This is a genomic window from Compostimonas suwonensis (genome assembly GCF_002797855.1).
GTDB classification, from domain to species: Bacteria; Actinomycetota; Actinomycetes; order Actinomycetales; family Microbacteriaceae; genus Compostimonas; species Compostimonas suwonensis.
This window is the reverse complement of record NZ_PGFB01000002.1, coordinates 278,696-293,938: the sequence shown is the minus strand read 5'-3', so window position 1 is coordinate 293,938 and position 15,243 is coordinate 278,696. Positions and strand designations below refer to the sequence as shown.

The following is a 15,243-nucleotide window of genomic DNA, read 5'->3' as shown; positions in this document are numbered from 1 at the left end:
TGTTCCTCGTTCGTGCTCGGGCGGCCTTCTGCGGCGTCGATGGTGTGGCGCGTCTGCGGCTCGCGGGTGTCTCCGGCCATTATGCGCCGGGCCGGCGGCTCTTTTCTGAACGATCCGCGTCGGGGCCTTGACCGGCTTCCGGTGCCGTCGTATCCTTTAGTCAATTAAGTAGTTGATCAAGAAAGTAGTTGACAATGGTCATCGATCCCTCGGCGGACGACCGGCTCGACCGGGCCTTCATGGCCCTGGCCGACCCGGTGCGGCGGAGGATCATCGCCCGGCTCAGCCGCGGCGCGGCGACCGTCAACCAGCTGGCCGAGCCCTTCGAGATCACCAAGCAGGCGGTCTCGAAGCACATCCAGGTGCTCGAACAGGCGGGGCTCGTCACACGCACGCGCGACGCGCAGCGCCGGCCCGTCCACCTCAACGCGGCGCAGCTCGAGGCCCTCACGGCCTGGATCGACACATACCGCTTGATCCACGAGCAGCAGTTCAGGAGCCTGGACGCACTGCTCGGCATCCTCACCAGCCCCGGCAAGACCGACGGCGCCGACGGCGCCACGCAGAAGAAGGAGGAAGGACAATGACGAACTCCGTCACCATCACAGCGCCCGAGGGCGTGCCCTACATCGACTTCGAGCGCGAGTTCGACGCGCCCGTCGAGGTCGTGTTCCGTGCCCACAAGGATCCCGAGCTGCTCAAGCGATGGCTCGGTCCGCACGGCTACGAGATGATCGTCGAACGGTACGACTTCACCACGGGCGGCGGCTACCGGTACATCCACCGCGACCCCGAGGGCGAGGACTACGCCTTCACGGGCGTGTTCCACGTCGTGCGCGACAACGAGTTCGCGATCCAGACCTTCGAGTTCGAAGGCTTCCCGGATGTCGTGAGCATCGAGTCGATCACCTTCGAGGATCTCGGCGACGGCCGCACCAAGCTCTCGGGCCACTCCGTCTACCCCTCTCAGGAGGCTCGTGACGGAATGATCGAGAGCAACATGGAACAGGGCATGTCCGAAGGCTACGAGCGTCTCGACGAGCTCACCAAGACCCTCTGACACCCGCCGGAGAACACGGAAGAACACGAAGAAGGAGACAGAACGATGGATTGGACACTGGAGGTCGTCATCCTCCCCGTGAGCGACATCGAGCGCGCCGTCGAGTTCTACCGCGACCGCGTCGGCTTCGAGCTCGATCACGACACGCAGATGGGCGACCAGCGCTTCGTGCAGCTCACGCCGCGCGGCTCCGGCTGCTCGATCGTGATCGGAACCCTGCCCGCGCAGAACGAGATGGCGCCCGGCTCGCTCAAGGGCACGCAGCTCGTGGTCTCCGACGCCGCGGCGGCGCGGCAGGAGCTCGTGGAGCGCGGAGTCGAGGCGAGCGAGATCATGGTCATCGACGAGCGCGACGGCGGCACCTTCTTCGGGTTCAGCGACCCCGACGGCAACAGCTGGGCCGTGCAGGAGATCCGGGCGCGGGCGGCGAAGCCGCTCATCCCGGCCGAGGCACGGGGTCGTTTCGGCGCGGAGTGAGGCGCGGACGGCGCGGATCGGCTGCGCAGACGGATGCCGGCGGGGAGCGCATGCCCGCCGGCATCCGTCTGCGCGCGGCGCGCGACGCCTCCGACGACTAGGCTTGATTGTCGGGTACGAAGCGCCGGATGCCGCAGGACGCGGCTTCCGAGCCTGGCCCGACACATCCCCCGCAGTGAATGAGAGACACGTGGCACACGAGCGCGACGCGGCCAGCGATGGCGACAACCGTTTCGAGAACGACGAGCGGCACTACGACTTCGCCGCCATCCAGGACAAGTGGCTGCCCGTCTGGGACGAGCTGAAGCCCTTCCGCAGCGGCGACCCCGCCGACAAGCGCCCGCGCAAGTACGTGCTCGACATGTTCCCCTACCCCTCCGGCGATCTGCACATGGGTCACGCCGAGGCGTACGCCCTCGGCGACGTCATCGCCCGGTACTGGCGGCAGCAGGGCTTCAATGTGCTGCACCCGATCGGCTGGGACTCCTTCGGCCTGCCGGCCGAGAACGCCGCGATCAAGCGCGGCATCGACCCGCGCGAGTGGACCTACGACAACATCGAGCAGCAGCGCACGAGCATGCGGCGCTACGCGGCGTCCTTCGACTGGGATCGCGTTCTGCATACGAGCGACCCCGAGTACTACAAGTGGAACCAGTGGCTGTTCCTCAAGATGTACGAGAAGGGCCTCGCCTACCGCAAAGACAGCTGGGTCAACTGGGATCCGGTCGACCAGACCGTTCTCGCCAACGAGCAGGTGCTGCCGGACGGCACCTCGGAGCGCTCGGGCGCCCTCGTGGTCAAGAAGAAGCTCACCCAGTGGTACCTCAAGATCACGGACTACGCCGACCGCCTTCTCGACGACCTCAACCAGCTCGAGGGCAGCTGGCCTTCGAAGGTGCTCTCGATGCAGCGCAACTGGATCGGCCGCTCGATCGGCGCCGACGTCGACTTCGAGGTCGAGGGCCGTGCCGAGAAGGTCACCGTCTTCACGACCCGCCCCGACACCCTACACGGCGCGACCTTCATGGTCGTCGCACCCGACTCCGAGCTCGCGGCCGAGCTCGTCTCCGGCGCGGCGCCCGACGTGCGCACGAGCTTCCAGGAGTACCTGGAGTTCGTGCAGAAGTCGAGCGAGATCGACAGGATGACGGCCGATCGGCCCAAGACCGGCGTCTTCCTCAACCGCTACGCGATCAACCCCGTCAACGGCGAGCGCCTGCCGATCTGGGCCGCCGACTACGTGCTCGCCGACTACGGCCACGGTGCCGTCATGGCCGTGCCCGCGCACGACCAGCGCGACCTCGACTTCGCGCTCGCCTTCGACCTGCCCATCCGGGTCGTCGTCGACACGAACGCGCCCGTCACCGGGGCGATCCCGGTCATCACGGCCGAGCAGCTCGAGAGCGGTGAGCTGCCCGACGACATCGAGCCCCTCGATCCCAAGACCACGGGAGTCGCCCTCGCCGGCGAAGGCCGCATGATCAACTCGGGCTCGCTCGACGGGCTCAGCAAGCGCACCGCCATCCAGCGGATCATCGAGAGGCTCGAGTCCGAGGGCACCGGCCGCGCCGCGAAGACCTACCGCATCCGCGACTGGCTCATCTCGCGCCAGCGCTACTGGGGAACCCCCATCCCGATCATCCACGGTCAGGACGGCTCGCTCATCCCCGTGCCGGAGGACCAGCTGCCCGTCGTGCTGCCGCCGACCGAGGGGCTCGACCTGCAGCCGAAGGGCCAGTCGCCGCTCGGCGCCGCCGAGGACTGGGTCAACGTCGCGAACCCGCTCGACGGCACGCCGGCACGCCGCGACCCCGACACGATGGACACCTTCGTCGACAGCTCGTGGTACTTCCTGCGCTTCCTCGACCCCAACGACGACACCAAGGCCTTCGACCCGGCCGAGGCCGAGAAGTGGGCGCCCGTCGACCAGTACGTCGGGGGCGTGACGCACGCGATCCTGCACCTGCTCTACGCGCGGTTCATCACCAAGGTGCTCTTCGACCTCGGCTACGTCTCGTTCACCGAGCCGTTCAGCGCGCTGCTGAATCAGGGCATGGTGCTCATGGACGGCTCGGCGATGAGCAAGTCGAAGGGCAACCTCGTGCGGCTCTCCGAGCAGCTCGACGAGCACGGCGTCGACGCGATCCGCCTGACGATGGCCTTCGCGGGCCCGCCCGAAGACGACATCGACTGGGCCGACGTCTCGCCGGCCGCGAGCGCGAAGTTCCTCGCCCGCGCCTGGCGCATCGCCCAGGACGTGACGAGCAGCCCCGACATCGACTGGAAGACCGGTGATCTGAGCCTGCGGCGCACCACCCATCGCTTCCTCGCAGAGATCCCCGGTCTCGTCGAGGCCTTCAAGTTCAACGTCGTGGTCGCGAAGATCATGGAGCTCGTCAACGTGACGCGCAAGGCCATCGACTCGGGCCCGGGCGCTGCGGATGCCGCGGTGCGCGAATCGGCGGAGGCCATCGCCATGGCGCTCAACCTCTTCGCGCCCTACACGGCGGAGGACATGTGGTCGCAGCTCGGCTACCCGCCGCCCGTCGCGCTCGCGCAGTGGCGCAAGCCGAGCCCCAACCTGCTCGTCGACGACTCGATCACGGCCGTCGTGCAGGTCGACGGCAAGGTGCGCGACCGCCTCGAGGTCTCGCCGAAGATCTCGGGCGACGAGCTCGAGGCCCTCGCCCGGGCCTCGGCGTCCGTCATCCGCTCGGTGGGCGATCGCGAGATCGTGAACGTCATCGTGCGGGCTCCGCGGATCGTCAACATCGCGACGCGTTCGGCGGGCTGAGAGGCTCTGTCGTCTGCCTCCGCGGCTTGAGCCGGTGATCGCCCGTCGTGGCGGGCTCGTGTCCACCACAGCACGGATGCCGTCGGAGGTGGGGCTGTCCACCGAACGCCGGCGCGCGCTCTGCCGGATGAGGCGGTTCTTCTACTCTCGCTGAGTGGACACCGTTCGAGAGCTCGCCCCGGCCGAAGACGACCCGCCGGTCTTTCGTCGACCGCGCCTGCGCATCGGCGTGGGCGCGACGATCGTGCTCGCCCTCGTGGCGCTCGTCGTCGCGGTGCTCGTCTCCGCCGTGGCCGACGGTGCGGCGACCGAGCCCGTGGTCGTGTCGTCGCCGGGTGACGGCGGGGGAGTCGATCCACGCGACGCGGCGGCGGACGCGGGCGGAGCGGGAGCGGCCGGCGCCTCGATCTTCGTGCACGTCACGGGCGCGGTGGCCTCGCCGGGACTCTTCGAGCTTGCCGAGAGCGCCCGGGTCATCGACGCGATCGCCGCGGCGGGCGGGCTGTCGGAGACGGCCGACGAGTCCGCGGTGAACCTCGCCCGCTTCGTGTCCGACGGCGAGCAGCTCGTCGTGCCGCAGCTCGGGGAGGTCGTCGCGGGGGTGCCGGGCGCAGCGGGCGGCGGAGCGGGAGCGGCTTCCGGCGACGGCCGGGTGAACCTCAACACGGCCGACAGCGCCGCGCTCGAGACGCTGCCGAGGATCGGCCCCGCGATGGCGCAGCGCATCATCGAGTGGCGCGACGCCAACGGGCGGTTCACGAGCGTCGACGATCTGCGGCAGATCACGGGCGTGGGGGAGAAGACCTTCGAGGCTCTCGTCGACCTCGTGACGGTGTGAGCGGCCGGATGGCCGGCGGTGAGCGCGGCGGCACCCCTGGCGGTACGGAGGATGGTGCGAACTCGGGTGCGGGCACGGGTCGGCGGGTCACGGATGCGCGACTCCTGCCCGTGGCGCTCGCCTGCTGGCTCACGGCGGGGATCGGCGTCGATGTTCCGGATGCGCTGCCGATCGTGCGCGGTGCGCTCTGGGCGGTGACCCTCTCGGCACTGGTGGCCGTGGTGGCCGTGGTGGTGCTGCGACGCCGTGCGGGTCGTCCCCGGGCACGTTCGGCCGTTCGTTCCGCGACCGTGGGAGCGGTCGCGGTCCTGCCCGTGGTGGCGCTGTGCGCGGCGGGGTCGGCGCTCGTGGCCGGTGCGGCTCTTGCGGGGCTCGAGCGGCGGCAGCCGCCCGCGCTCGTCGAGCAGGCGCGCGAGCATCGGGTCGAGCTGCTCGCTCTGACCGTCGCGCAGACACCGGTCGAGCAGCTCGGGGCGGGCGGTGGCGGCGAAGACGGCCTCGTCTCACGGATCCGCTTCCGCGCGGAGCTCGACGGTGTGCCCGTTCTCGTGTTCGCCTCCGCGCCGTCCGCTTCGGCGCCCGCTGCTTCGATGTCCGCCGGCTCCGCGAGCGACGCCGGGGAGCCTACCGGGCTGCGCATCGGCGACCGGGTGGTGATGCGCGCGGAGCTCGAGGCGACCGAGCCCGGCGACAGCGCCGCGTTCCTCGTCTTCGGCACCGATCCGCCTGAGCGGGCGCAGGAGGCACCTGCTGCGATCGCCTGGGCGGGCGATCTGCGGGCGCGCTTCGTCGCTCTGGCGCAGAAGCTGCCGGGGGAGGGGGGAGAGCTCCTGCCCGGCCTCGCCGTGGGCGACACGAGCGCCGTCTCCGCGGGCCTCGACGCCGACATGAAGGCGAGCTCGCTGAGCCACCTCACGGCGGTCTCCGGTGCCAACTGCGCGATCGTCGTCGCGGCCATCATGCTGCTCGGTCGTGTGCTCGGTGTCGCCCGCTGGGTGCGGGTCGCCGGCTCCCTGAGCGCTCTCGCCGCCTTCGTCGTGCTCGTGACGCCCGAGCCCAGCGTGGTGCGGGCCGCGGTGATGGCGGTGATCGTTATGCTCGCCTTCCTGAGCGGGCGCGCCAGCAGAGGCCTTCCTGCCCTGTGCGTCGCCGTCATCGCGATCCTCGTCTGGGATCCGTGGCTGGCCCGCAGCTACGGCTTCGCCCTCTCTGCCCTCGCGACCGTCGGCCTGCTCGTGCTCGCCGCGCCGCTCGGCGAACGACTCGCCGCGTGGATGCCGCGCCCTCTCGCCCTCGCGATCTGCGTGCCGCTCGCGGCCCAGCTCGCCTGTCAGCCGGTGCTCGTGCTCCTCGACCCGGCCATCGCGCTCGTCGGTGTTCCCGCGAACCTCCTCGCCGGCCCCGCTGCCCCGGCCGCCACCGTGCTCGGGCTCGTGGTGTGCCTCCTGCTGCCGCTCGCGCCGCTTCTCGCCGAATGGTGTTCGTATCTGGCCTGGCTCCCGTCTGCCTGGATCGCCGCGGTCGCCCGGTTGAGCGCCGACCTTCCCGGTGCGCGGCTGCCCTGGCTCGCCGGGGCAGCGGGCGCCGCCGTGTGCGTGGCCCTGACGATCGCGCTGCTCCTGGCCCTGCTCGCGGCGCGACGACGCTGGCGCCGGGCGGGGGCGATGGTGTGCGGCGTCGGGTTCGCGGCGGTCGCGGGACTCGCCGCCGGCCCGGGCGTCGTGCGCGGCATCCTGCGACCCGCGGAGTGGTCGATCGCGGCGTGCGACATCGGTCAGGGTGATGCCGTGCTGCTTCGCGATGGGGCGCGCTTCGCGCTCGTCGACACCGGGCCCGAGACCGAGCCCCTCGACGGGTGCCTCGACGGGCTCGGCGTCGGCAGGCTCGATCTCGTGGTGCTGACCCACTTCGACCTCGATCACGTCGGCGGGGTGACCGCTCTCGAAGGCCGGGCCGAGACCGTTCTCAGCGGCGTGCCCGAGAACGATGCCGACCGGCGGATGCTGGCACGCCTCGAGGCCGCGGGGTCGACGGTCGTGACGGCGTCCGCGGGTATGTCGGGCAGCCTCGGTGAGACCCGCTGGCGGGTGCTGTGGCCACGGGGTCCGCTCGATCGGGTGGAGGCGGGCAACGATGCGAGCGTGGTCGTCGAGTTCGTGTCCCCGGTGCTCAGCAGCGTCTTCCTCGGCGACTTGGGGGAGAGCGCGCAAGACGCCCTGCTCGCGACGCGAACCGTCTCGAGGGTCGACGTCGTGAAGGTCTCGCACCATGGCTCGGCGGATCAGAGCGAGGCCCTGTACGAGCGTCTGGGCGCGGCGCTCGGCGTCATCTCGGTGGGCGCCGACAACGACTACGGGCATCCGACGGATCGCCTCCTCGATCTGCTCGCACGGGTCGGCACCGCGGTCGCGCGCACGGATGGGCAGGGGCTCGTGCTCGTCTCCGCGGGGAGTGGCGCGGGGTCGTCGGGGGAGCTGCAGGTGTGGAGCGAACGCGCGCCGCCGTGAGCGTGCCCGTGCAGGCGTCGACGGTGTCGCAGATCGATCGAGCTCGTCCAGGATGAGCTCGAAGTGAACAGGGCATCGATCGTCGCCCCGCGGAGCAGCTGATCGTCGTGCTGATCCTGATGGGAGTCGCTGCTCAGAGCCATCGAGCAGCCGCGATGCAGCCGCGAATCGCGCCGGTCACGATGAACGTTCCGACACGCCTATCGTCGTCGTGCAGCGGCGGCCCGGCGTGCGTCGCGCAGCGGATCCCGCTTCGGAACGGCATCCCACACGATCGCGATCTTCGTCGGAGAGTCCCGGTCGACGATGACGGGCACCGACTGACCGGATCGAGGACAACGCGCTGAGGGCACCGTGCACGAGAACTCCACCGCTTGCGGAGAGATGCCGGGGCCCTCGACCACGCCGAGGACGATAGCCGAGTACGAGGAGGAAGAGGGCGCGCTGTCCGGCTGTGCGCAGACGTCGACCCGAAGTCTTCCGCGAACCGGTCGTCGCATCCGCCATGTTCGCCACCGCATAGCCAGCCCCATAGGATCGATCATTGCACACTCGAGTGCGACGGCAGCTGCGGATGCGAGGCGAGTGGTCGCCTCCGTGAGCGTGATCGGGCGGGCGCTGTCAGAGCCGAGCGTCGGAGGGGAACGTTAGGCTGAGTGGCGGCAGGAAAGGAAGAGTGTGGCCACACGAACCGCATCGTCCGCACGCTCGAAGTCGGCGGTCTCGAAAGCCTCCGCCTCGAAGGTCGCGGTCGCGATCCCGCAACTCGCCTGGAACCAGATCCGGCCCGCTCCCATCGTGCTCGTGAGCGGCACCGAGGGCTTCCTCGCCGATCGTGCCATCCGGCAGCTGCGCGATTTCCTCAAGTCCGAGGATCCGAGCCTCGAGGTCACCGACGTCGAGGCCGACAGCTACGCGCCCGGCGAGCTCATGACCCTCGCGAGCCCCTCCCTCTTCGACGAGCCCCGACTCGTGCGCGTGAGCAACGTCGAGAAGTGCAGCGACGTCTTCCTCAGCGAGGCCCTGGCCTACCTCGAGTCACCGGCCGAGGGCTGCTACCTCGTGCTGCGTCACGCGGGAGGGGTACGCGGCAAGAAACTGCTCGACACGATCCGCTCGGGCACGGGAGGCGGCATCGAGATCGTCTGCGCCGACCTCAAAAAAGACGCCGAGAAGTACGACTTCGCGGTCGCCGAGTTCCGCACCGCGCAGAAGCGGGTGAGCCCCGGCGCCCTGCGCACGCTCGTCGACGCCTTCTCCGACGACCTGGCCGAGCTCGCGGCCGCCTGCCAGCAGCTCATCTCCGACGCGAGCGCCGAGATCACCGAGGCGACCGTCGCCCGCTACTACAGCGGCCGGGTCGAGACGAACGCCTTCGCCGTCGCGGACGCCGCGATCGCCGGCCGGTACGGAGAAGCCCTCGTCGCCCTGCGGCACGCGCTCGCCTCCGGCGCAGACCCCGTGCCCATCGTCGCCGCCTTCGCGAGCAAGGTGCGCACCATGGCCAAGGTCTCGGGCACCCGCGGCTCGTCCGGGCAGCTGGCCGGCCAGCTCGGCCTCGCCCCATGGCAGATCGACCGCGCCCGCCGCGACCTCCAGGGCTGGAGCGACGAGGGGCTCGGCCGCAGCATCGTGGCCCTCGCCGACGCCGACGCGCAGGTCAAGGGCGCGGGCCGCGACCCCGTCTTCGCGCTCGAGAAGGTCATCGCGATCGTCTCGGCTCGGGGAGAGCTGCCGCGCTGAACGCGAGCCCTCGTGAGTCGCGTTCGAACAGCGTTCCCCCGTGAGTCGCGTCACACCGTCGGCTGATGCGCTCCGAGCCAACGATGTGACGCGACTCGCGATCATGAGGACCGGAGCGCAGGTGGGCGTTAGTGGACAAGGCCCCCGCCGCAACGTGAATTCACATTGCGGCGAGGGCCTCATCGTGCTGTGTTGATCGAGCGCGCTGTGATTGCACACAGTGTTCTGCGCCTGTTGTGCGCGGTGCGATCGCCGGCAGGGCGATCGCAGCGGAGGCCTTAGAGGCCGTTGACCGCCTTGGCGATGGCCGACTTGCGGTTCGCCGCCTGGTTCTTGTGGATCACGCCTTTGCTGGCCGCCTTGTCGAGCTTCTTGCTCGCGGTCAGGAGGGCTGCAGTCGCCTTGTCCTTGTCGCCGGCGACGATGGCCTCGCGGGTCGCGCGAATCGCGGTCTTGACCTCGCTCTTGACCGCCTTGTTGCGCTCCTGAGCCTTCTTGTTGGTGCCGATTCGCTTGATCTGCGACTTGATATTTGCCACGTTGTTACGTCTTTCGTCGAAGTTTGGTTTGATTGTGCCGCTCAGCGGTAGAGGGCGCTTCGCGGCGAAATCGCGTGAGGGGGAAAGACTCACGCGGAAGCCAACAGGCAACATTACCAGCTCGGCGACACCCGGGCAATGCGAGCCGCGCCGTGTGTCGCATCCGAACCCCGTTTCCGGCAGCCGGGCGGCGAGGCCAACTCGTGGGAGAATGGACCTTTCCATCCACCCCACTCAACGTGAGGAACGCGTGAGCCCCAGAGCAGTCAAGGCCCTCGAGCCTGCGGCTACCGACCCCGCACTCATCCGCAACTTCTGCATCATCGCGCACATCGACCACGGCAAGTCGACTCTCGCCGACAGGATGCTGCAGATCACGGGTGTCGTCGACGACCGCGCCATGCGGGCGCAGTACCTCGACCGGATGGACATCGAGCGCGAGCGCGGCATCACGATCAAGAGCCAGGCGGTGCGCATGCCGTGGGAGCTCGACGGCACGACCTTCGCCCTCAACATGATCGACACCCCCGGGCACGTCGACTTCACCTACGAGGTCTCGCGCAGCCTCGCGGCCTGCGAGGGCGCCATCCTGCTCGTCGACGCCGCTCAGGGCATCGAGGCCCAGACGCTCGCGAACCTCTACCTGGCGCTCGAGAACGATCTCACGATCATCCCCGTGCTCAACAAGATCGACCTTCCCGCCGCCGACCCCGAGAAGTACGCGAAGGAGCTCGCCTCTCTCATCGGCGGCGACCCGGCCGACGTGCTCAAGGTCTCGGGCAAGACGGGCGCCGGCGTCGAAGAGCTGCTCGACCGCGTCACCCAGCTCATCCCGCACCCGGTCGGCGACCCGGATGCCGCGGCGCGGGCGATGATCTTCGACTCCGTGTACGACAGCTACCGCGGCGTCGTCACCTACGTGCGCATGATCGACGGCAAGCTCAGCCCGCGCGAGAAGATCCAGATGATGAGCACGCGCGCCACCCACGAGATCCTCGAGATCGGGGTGAGCTCGCCCGAGCCGACCCCGAGCAAGGGCCTGGGCGTCGGCGAGGTCGGCTACCTCATCACGGGCGTGAAAGACGTGCGCCAGTCGAAGGTCGGCGACACCGTCACCACTCACGCGAAGCCGGCGACGGTCGCGCTCGACGGCTACACCGAGCCGAAGCCCATGGTCTTCTCTGGCCTGTACCCGATCGACGGCTCCGACTACCCGGTGCTGCGCGAGGCGCTCGACAAGCTGAAACTGTCGGATGCCGCGCTCAACTACGAGCCCGAGACATCCGTGGCTCTCGGCTTCGGCTTCCGCGTGGGCTTCCTGGGCCTGCTGCACCTCGAGATCATCACCGAGCGCCTCGAGCGCGAGTTCAACCTCGACCTCATCGCCACGGCGCCGAGCGTGCCGTACCAGGTGACGACGGAGGACAAGAAGACCGTCGAGGTCACCAACCCGAGCGAGTTCCCGAGCGGCAAGATCGCGAGCGTCTCCGAGCCGATGGTCAAGGCCGCGATCCTCGCGCCCAAAGACTACGTGGGCGTCATCATGGAGCTGTGCCAGAGCCGGCGCGGCACCCTGCTCGGCATGGACTACCTGGGCGAGGATCGCGTCGAGCTGCGCTACAACATGCCGCTCGGCGAGATCGTCTTCGACTTCTTCGACCACCTGAAGAGCCGCACGCAGGGCTACGCCTCGCTCGACTACGAGCCCGTGGGCGAGCAGGATGCCGACCTCGTGAAGGTCGACATCCTCCTGCAGGGCGAGCAGGTCGACGCGTTCAGCGCCATCGTGCACCGCGACAACGCCTATGCCTACGGGGTGCTCATGACCGAGCGGCTCAAGAAGCTCATTCCCCGCCAGCAGTTCGAAGTCCCGATCCAGGCCGCAATCGGTGCGCGTATCATCGCTCGGGAAAGCATCAGCGCGATGCGCAAGGATGTTCTCGCCAAGTGCTACGGGGGTGACATCACCCGCAAGCGCAAGCTCCTCGAGAAGCAGAAAGAGGGTAAGAAGCGCATGAAGATGGTCGGCCGGGTCGAAGTGCCTCAGGAGGCGTTCATCGCCGCCCTCTCGGGGGAGACCGAGAAGAAAGAGAAGAAGTAGCAGCGTGCGACGCTCGAACTTCGAGGAACACCCCGTCACCTACGGCTCCGTCGGCGCCACGCAGGCCGACGACCTCATGCAGTACCCGCCGCTCGGCTACCGGCCGATGGAGCAGTCCATCCGGCTGGGCAGCGGCGCGGAGCGGTTTCGCACCGCGTCCATCTCGCTGATGACGTGGGGGGTGCAGAAGGGCGCCGGGCTCACCGTCGACGAGGTGCACCCGGGCACCGGCGTTCACTATCACGGCATCCTCTACGACGAGTCGGGAACCCCGCTCGGCGCCATCGAGGCGCCCACCGAGCAGTTGTTCGACGAGAACGGCGAGCCGTTCATCGGCTCGGGCATGACCGCGCGCCTGCGGCTCACCCTCGGCCCGCGCACCTTCGAGGTTCCCGTCTGCGTCGTCTACGTGGTCGACGAGCCGACGCGCGCGGGCTTCGGCTACGGTTCGCTCGAGGGCAACCCGGTGAGCGGCGAGGAGTCGTTCCTCATCGAGCTGCGCGACGACGACTCGGTGTGGTTCACGGTGCGCTCCTTCTCGCGCCCGAGCACGTGGTACTACCGCGCGGTCACGCCGGTCGTGCGGGCGGTGCAGGCTCGTGTGGTCAAGCGCTACCTCCGCGCGCTGCATCCGACGTCGGGCAGCTGACGTGGCGCAGTTCGTCATCGCACCGCTGTCGACCGCGCGGTAAGGGGCCCGCCATGCCGAGCGCGCTCCCGATCGCCGACCCCGCGCCTCTCGACGGCGCGCTGCCCGGGTTCGCCGGCGACGGCGCCGACGAGCGCACCTTCAGCGTCTACCTGCACGTTCCGTTCTGCCGGGTGCGGTGCGGCTACTGCGACTTCAACACCTACACGGCCACCGAGCTGCGCGGGGCGCGGCAAGACGACTACGCGGCCCAGGCCGTGCGGGAGGTCGGCTTCGCGCGTGAGGTGCTCGATCGCTCCGGGGTGCCGCAGCGCGAGGCGTCCACCGTCTTCTTCGGGGGCGGAACGCCCACCCTGCTGCCCGCCGACGACCTCGTGCGTATGCTCGCCTCCGTGCGCGACACCTGGGGTCTCGCCGACGACGTCGAGGTGACGACCGAGGCGAACCCCGACTCCGTCGACGCCGACTACCTCGCCCGGCTCGCGGATGCCGGTTTCACCCGTGTCTCGTTCGGCATGCAGTCGGCCGTTCCCCACGTTCTCGCCACCCTCGAGCGCACCCACGACCCGGAGCGTGTTCCGCTCGTCGTGGAGTGGGCGCGCGCCGCGGGCCTGCAGGTGAGCCTCGACCTCATCTACGGAACGCCGGGGGAGTCGATCGGCGACTGGCGCACCTCGCTCGAGTCCGCTCTCGCGAGCGAGCCCGACCACCTGTCGGCCTACGCGCTCATCGTGGAGCCGGGAACGAAGCTGGCCCGCCAGATCCGCTCCGGCGAGGTGGTCTCGCCCGACGACGATCTGCAGGCCGACATGTACGAGCTCGCCGACGAGCTGCTCGCGGCGCGCGGCTACGAGTGGTACGAGGTGAGCAACTGGGCCACCGACACGGCGCACCGCTCCCGTCACAACCTCGCCTACTGGCAGGGGCAGGACTGGTGGGGCGTCGGGCCGGGCGCGCACAGCCACGTGGGCGGCATCCGCTGGTGGAATGTCAAGCACCCGGCCGCGTACGCCGGGCGCATCTCCGAGGGCTCCTCGCCCGCGGCGGGCCGCGAGACCCTCGACGCCGACACCCGCGAGGTCGAGCGGGTGCTGCTGCTGACACGCATCCGCGACGGCCTCGCGATCCGGGATCTGCGCGACACCGGGCGCCGGGCGGTCGCGGGCCTCATCGCCGACGAGCTCGTGGACGCGAAAGCCGCCCTGTCCGGAACGATCGTGCTGACCCGGAGAGGGCGGCTTCTGGCCGATGCCGTCGTGCGTCGCCTGCTCGACGACTGAGCCCTGCTCGACGACTGAGCCGCTGCGCGTTACTTGATGAACTTGATGGTGAGCGGGTACTGGTAGTACTCGCCCTGGTTCGCCTTGACCGCGGCGATGATGCTGAAGACGATCGTGACGACCCAGACGGCCAGGAGGATGATCCCGCCGATGATGATCGGGATCGTGATGAGCCCGACGACATAGGCGATCGCCATCGTGATCTGGAAGTTCAGCGCGGTCTTCGTGTGCTCGCGGATGAACGGCCCGCGGTCTTTGAGCACGAGGAAGCCGACGAGGGCCGGGATGAACGAGAACAGGATGGCGCCCAGGTGGATGAGGGTGGCCCAGAGCTTCTCATCGGCCGGGCTCATCTGCGTGGCGGGAGTCTGGTAGGGATCCTGGGGCGGCGGGGGAGGTGCGTCGGTCATGGGGTCTCCTTGACTGGATGGGGTGAGGGTGGTGTGCTGCGCGGCCTATCGTCGCACGAGCCGCTTACTTGATGAAGCGGATCGACACAGGGTAACGGTAGCTTCCGCCGCCGTTGACCTTGACGCCGCCGATGATCGAGAAGACGATGTCGGCGATGACGATGAGCCAGCTGATGAAGCCGAGGATGCCGGCGATCACGAGGTATCCGCCGATGCCGATGTTGAAGAGCAGCGCCGACGAGATGATGATCGTGAGGATCGTCCAGACGATGAGGGCGCCGATGACCGTGATCTGGAAGTTGAGCGCCTCCTTGGCCTCCTGCCTGGTGTGCGCGCCGCGCTTGCCGTAGACGAGGTAGATGACGAGCGCGGGCACGAGCGCGAGGAGCCCGAGCCATCCGGTGAAGAGGGCGAGCACCGAGAGCACACCGCCGAAGTGCGCGAACGTCGCCCACCTCTTGTCGTCTTCGGCGCTCAGCGGGCCGGACTGCGCGGCCGACGGCGACTGGTACGGATTGGCGGGGGCGGCGGGCGACGGAGCCGAATCGCCCGGCGTTCCGTAGGCCGGGGGAGCGGGCGGCACGGGTGCCGCGGGCGGCGTCGGCGGCGCGGGAGGCGGCGTCACGCCCTCGCCGGGCTCGCCGGGCTGGGGTGCGCTGGTGTCTGTCATGGGGTCCCTTTCGATCCAACCCATAAGCTACTGCGCTGAAAGTAGGCTGTGCAATGCTTTGCGCCGGTTCGGCTTGGGTATAATTAGCACTCAGGCGACGGGAGTGCTAAGGCCGACCGCCGAATGCACGAGTCGTTCACCGAGTAGTTCGCAGGCCGGGATTCCGGTGGCCAGG

The 15,243-nt window shown here is 69.2% G+C and carries 13 protein-coding genes; 10 read left to right on the top strand and 3 right to left on the bottom strand.

Annotated elements, in window-relative coordinates:
• The first annotated feature begins 194 nt into the window (after positions 1–194).
• From CLV54_RS05165 to holA, 7 genes are all read left to right on the top strand, one after another.
• On the top strand, positions 195–587 hold the full coding sequence (locus CLV54_RS05165) for an ArsR/SmtB family transcription factor (RefSeq protein WP_100343882.1): 393 nt from the start codon (positions 195–197) through the stop codon (positions 585–587).
• Entirely contained in the window at positions 584–1,060 is a 477-nt protein-coding gene (locus CLV54_RS05160) for an SRPBCC family protein (RefSeq protein WP_100343881.1), read from the top strand. Before CLV54_RS05165 ends, CLV54_RS05160 begins: the two co-directional genes overlap by 4 nt.
• Positions 1,061–1,105: 45 nt before the next feature.
• Entirely contained in the window at positions 1,106–1,537 is a 432-nt protein-coding gene (locus tag CLV54_RS05155) for a VOC family protein (protein WP_100343880.1), read from the top strand.
• 190 nt (positions 1,538–1,727) lie between these two features.
• A complete protein-coding gene (gene leuS, locus CLV54_RS05150; RefSeq protein WP_170061952.1) occupies positions 1,728–4,331 on the top strand; it encodes a leucine--tRNA ligase in 2,604 nt (867 codons plus the stop codon).
• A gap of 154 nt (positions 4,332–4,485) precedes the next feature.
• Positions 4,486–5,169 carry a helix-hairpin-helix domain-containing protein gene (locus CLV54_RS05145; protein ID WP_245861373.1) on the top strand — a complete coding sequence of 228 codons (684 nt, stop codon included), beginning with the start codon at positions 4,486–4,488 and terminating at the stop codon, positions 5,167–5,169.
• Positions 5,166–7,676, top strand: coding sequence for a ComEC/Rec2 family competence protein (locus CLV54_RS05140; RefSeq protein WP_157802816.1), 2,511 nt, complete (start codon positions 5,166–5,168; stop codon positions 7,674–7,676). The genes CLV54_RS05145 and CLV54_RS05140 overlap by 4 nt, the downstream gene beginning before the upstream one ends.
• A 678-nt stretch (positions 7,677–8,354) precedes the next feature.
• A complete protein-coding gene (holA, locus tag CLV54_RS05135; RefSeq protein ID WP_245861370.1) occupies positions 8,355–9,419 on the top strand; it encodes a DNA polymerase III subunit delta in 1,065 nt (354 codons plus the stop codon).
• 278 nt (positions 9,420–9,697) lie between these two features.
• On the opposite strand, the gene rpsT is transcribed toward holA, so the two are convergent.
• Positions 9,698–9,958 (bottom strand): 30S ribosomal protein S20, encoded by a 261-nt coding sequence (gene rpsT / locus CLV54_RS05130; RefSeq protein WP_100343877.1) that lies wholly within the window; start codon positions 9,956–9,958, stop codon positions 9,698–9,700.
• 250 nt (positions 9,959–10,208) lie between these two features.
• Between rpsT and lepA the strand changes: the two genes are divergently transcribed.
• From lepA to hemW, 3 genes are read left to right on the top strand one after another with little or no spacing between them, the layout of a single operon-like run.
• Complete coding sequence (lepA, locus tag CLV54_RS05125) at positions 10,209–12,059, top strand: translation elongation factor 4 (protein WP_100343876.1); 1,851 nt, start codon at positions 10,209–10,211, stop codon at positions 12,057–12,059.
• Between the two features lie 4 nt (positions 12,060–12,063).
• Positions 12,064–12,708 carry a DUF1990 domain-containing protein gene (locus CLV54_RS05120; protein ID WP_100343875.1) on the top strand — a complete coding sequence of 215 codons (645 nt, stop codon included), beginning with the start codon at positions 12,064–12,066 and terminating at the stop codon, positions 12,706–12,708.
• A 53-nt stretch (positions 12,709–12,761) separates the two neighbouring features.
• Positions 12,762–13,988, top strand: coding sequence for a radical SAM family heme chaperone HemW (gene hemW / locus CLV54_RS05115; RefSeq protein WP_100343874.1), 1,227 nt, complete (start codon positions 12,762–12,764; stop codon positions 13,986–13,988).
• A 29-nt stretch (positions 13,989–14,017) separates the two neighbouring features.
• Here hemW and CLV54_RS05110 read toward each other — a convergent pair whose 3' ends face one another.
• Both CLV54_RS05110 and CLV54_RS05105 read right to left on the bottom strand, forming a co-directional pair.
• Positions 14,018–14,398: a DUF4870 domain-containing protein gene (locus CLV54_RS05110; protein WP_245861367.1), complete on the bottom strand. Its 381-nt coding sequence runs from the start codon at positions 14,396–14,398 to the stop codon at positions 14,018–14,020.
• Positions 14,399–14,462: 64 nt separating this feature from the next.
• Positions 14,463–15,068 carry a DUF4870 domain-containing protein gene (locus CLV54_RS05105; protein ID WP_100343873.1) on the bottom strand — a complete coding sequence of 202 codons (606 nt, stop codon included), beginning with the start codon at positions 15,066–15,068 and terminating at the stop codon, positions 14,463–14,465.
• Positions 15,069–15,243 lie beyond the last annotated feature (175 nt).

Bases quoted from the DNA above. Each gene is read 5' to 3' on its own strand.
- CLV54_RS05160 (WP_100343881.1), top strand. From the start codon at position 584: ATGACGAACTCCGTCACCATCACAGCGCCCGAGGGCGTGCCCTACATC.
- hemW (WP_100343874.1), top strand. From the start codon at position 12,762: ATGCCGAGCGCGCTCCCGATCGCCGACCCCGCGCCTCTCGACGGCGCG.
- CLV54_RS05155 (WP_100343880.1), top strand. From the start codon at position 1,106: ATGGATTGGACACTGGAGGTCGTCATCCTCCCCGTGAGCGACATCGAG.
- CLV54_RS05110 (WP_245861367.1), bottom strand. From the start codon at position 14,398: ATGACCGACGCACCTCCCCCGCCGCCCCAGGATCCCTACCAGACTCCC.
- CLV54_RS05165 (WP_100343882.1), top strand. From the start codon at position 195: ATGGTCATCGATCCCTCGGCGGACGACCGGCTCGACCGGGCCTTCATG.
- CLV54_RS05105 (WP_100343873.1), bottom strand. From the start codon at position 15,068: ATGACAGACACCAGCGCACCCCAGCCCGGCGAGCCCGGCGAGGGCGTG.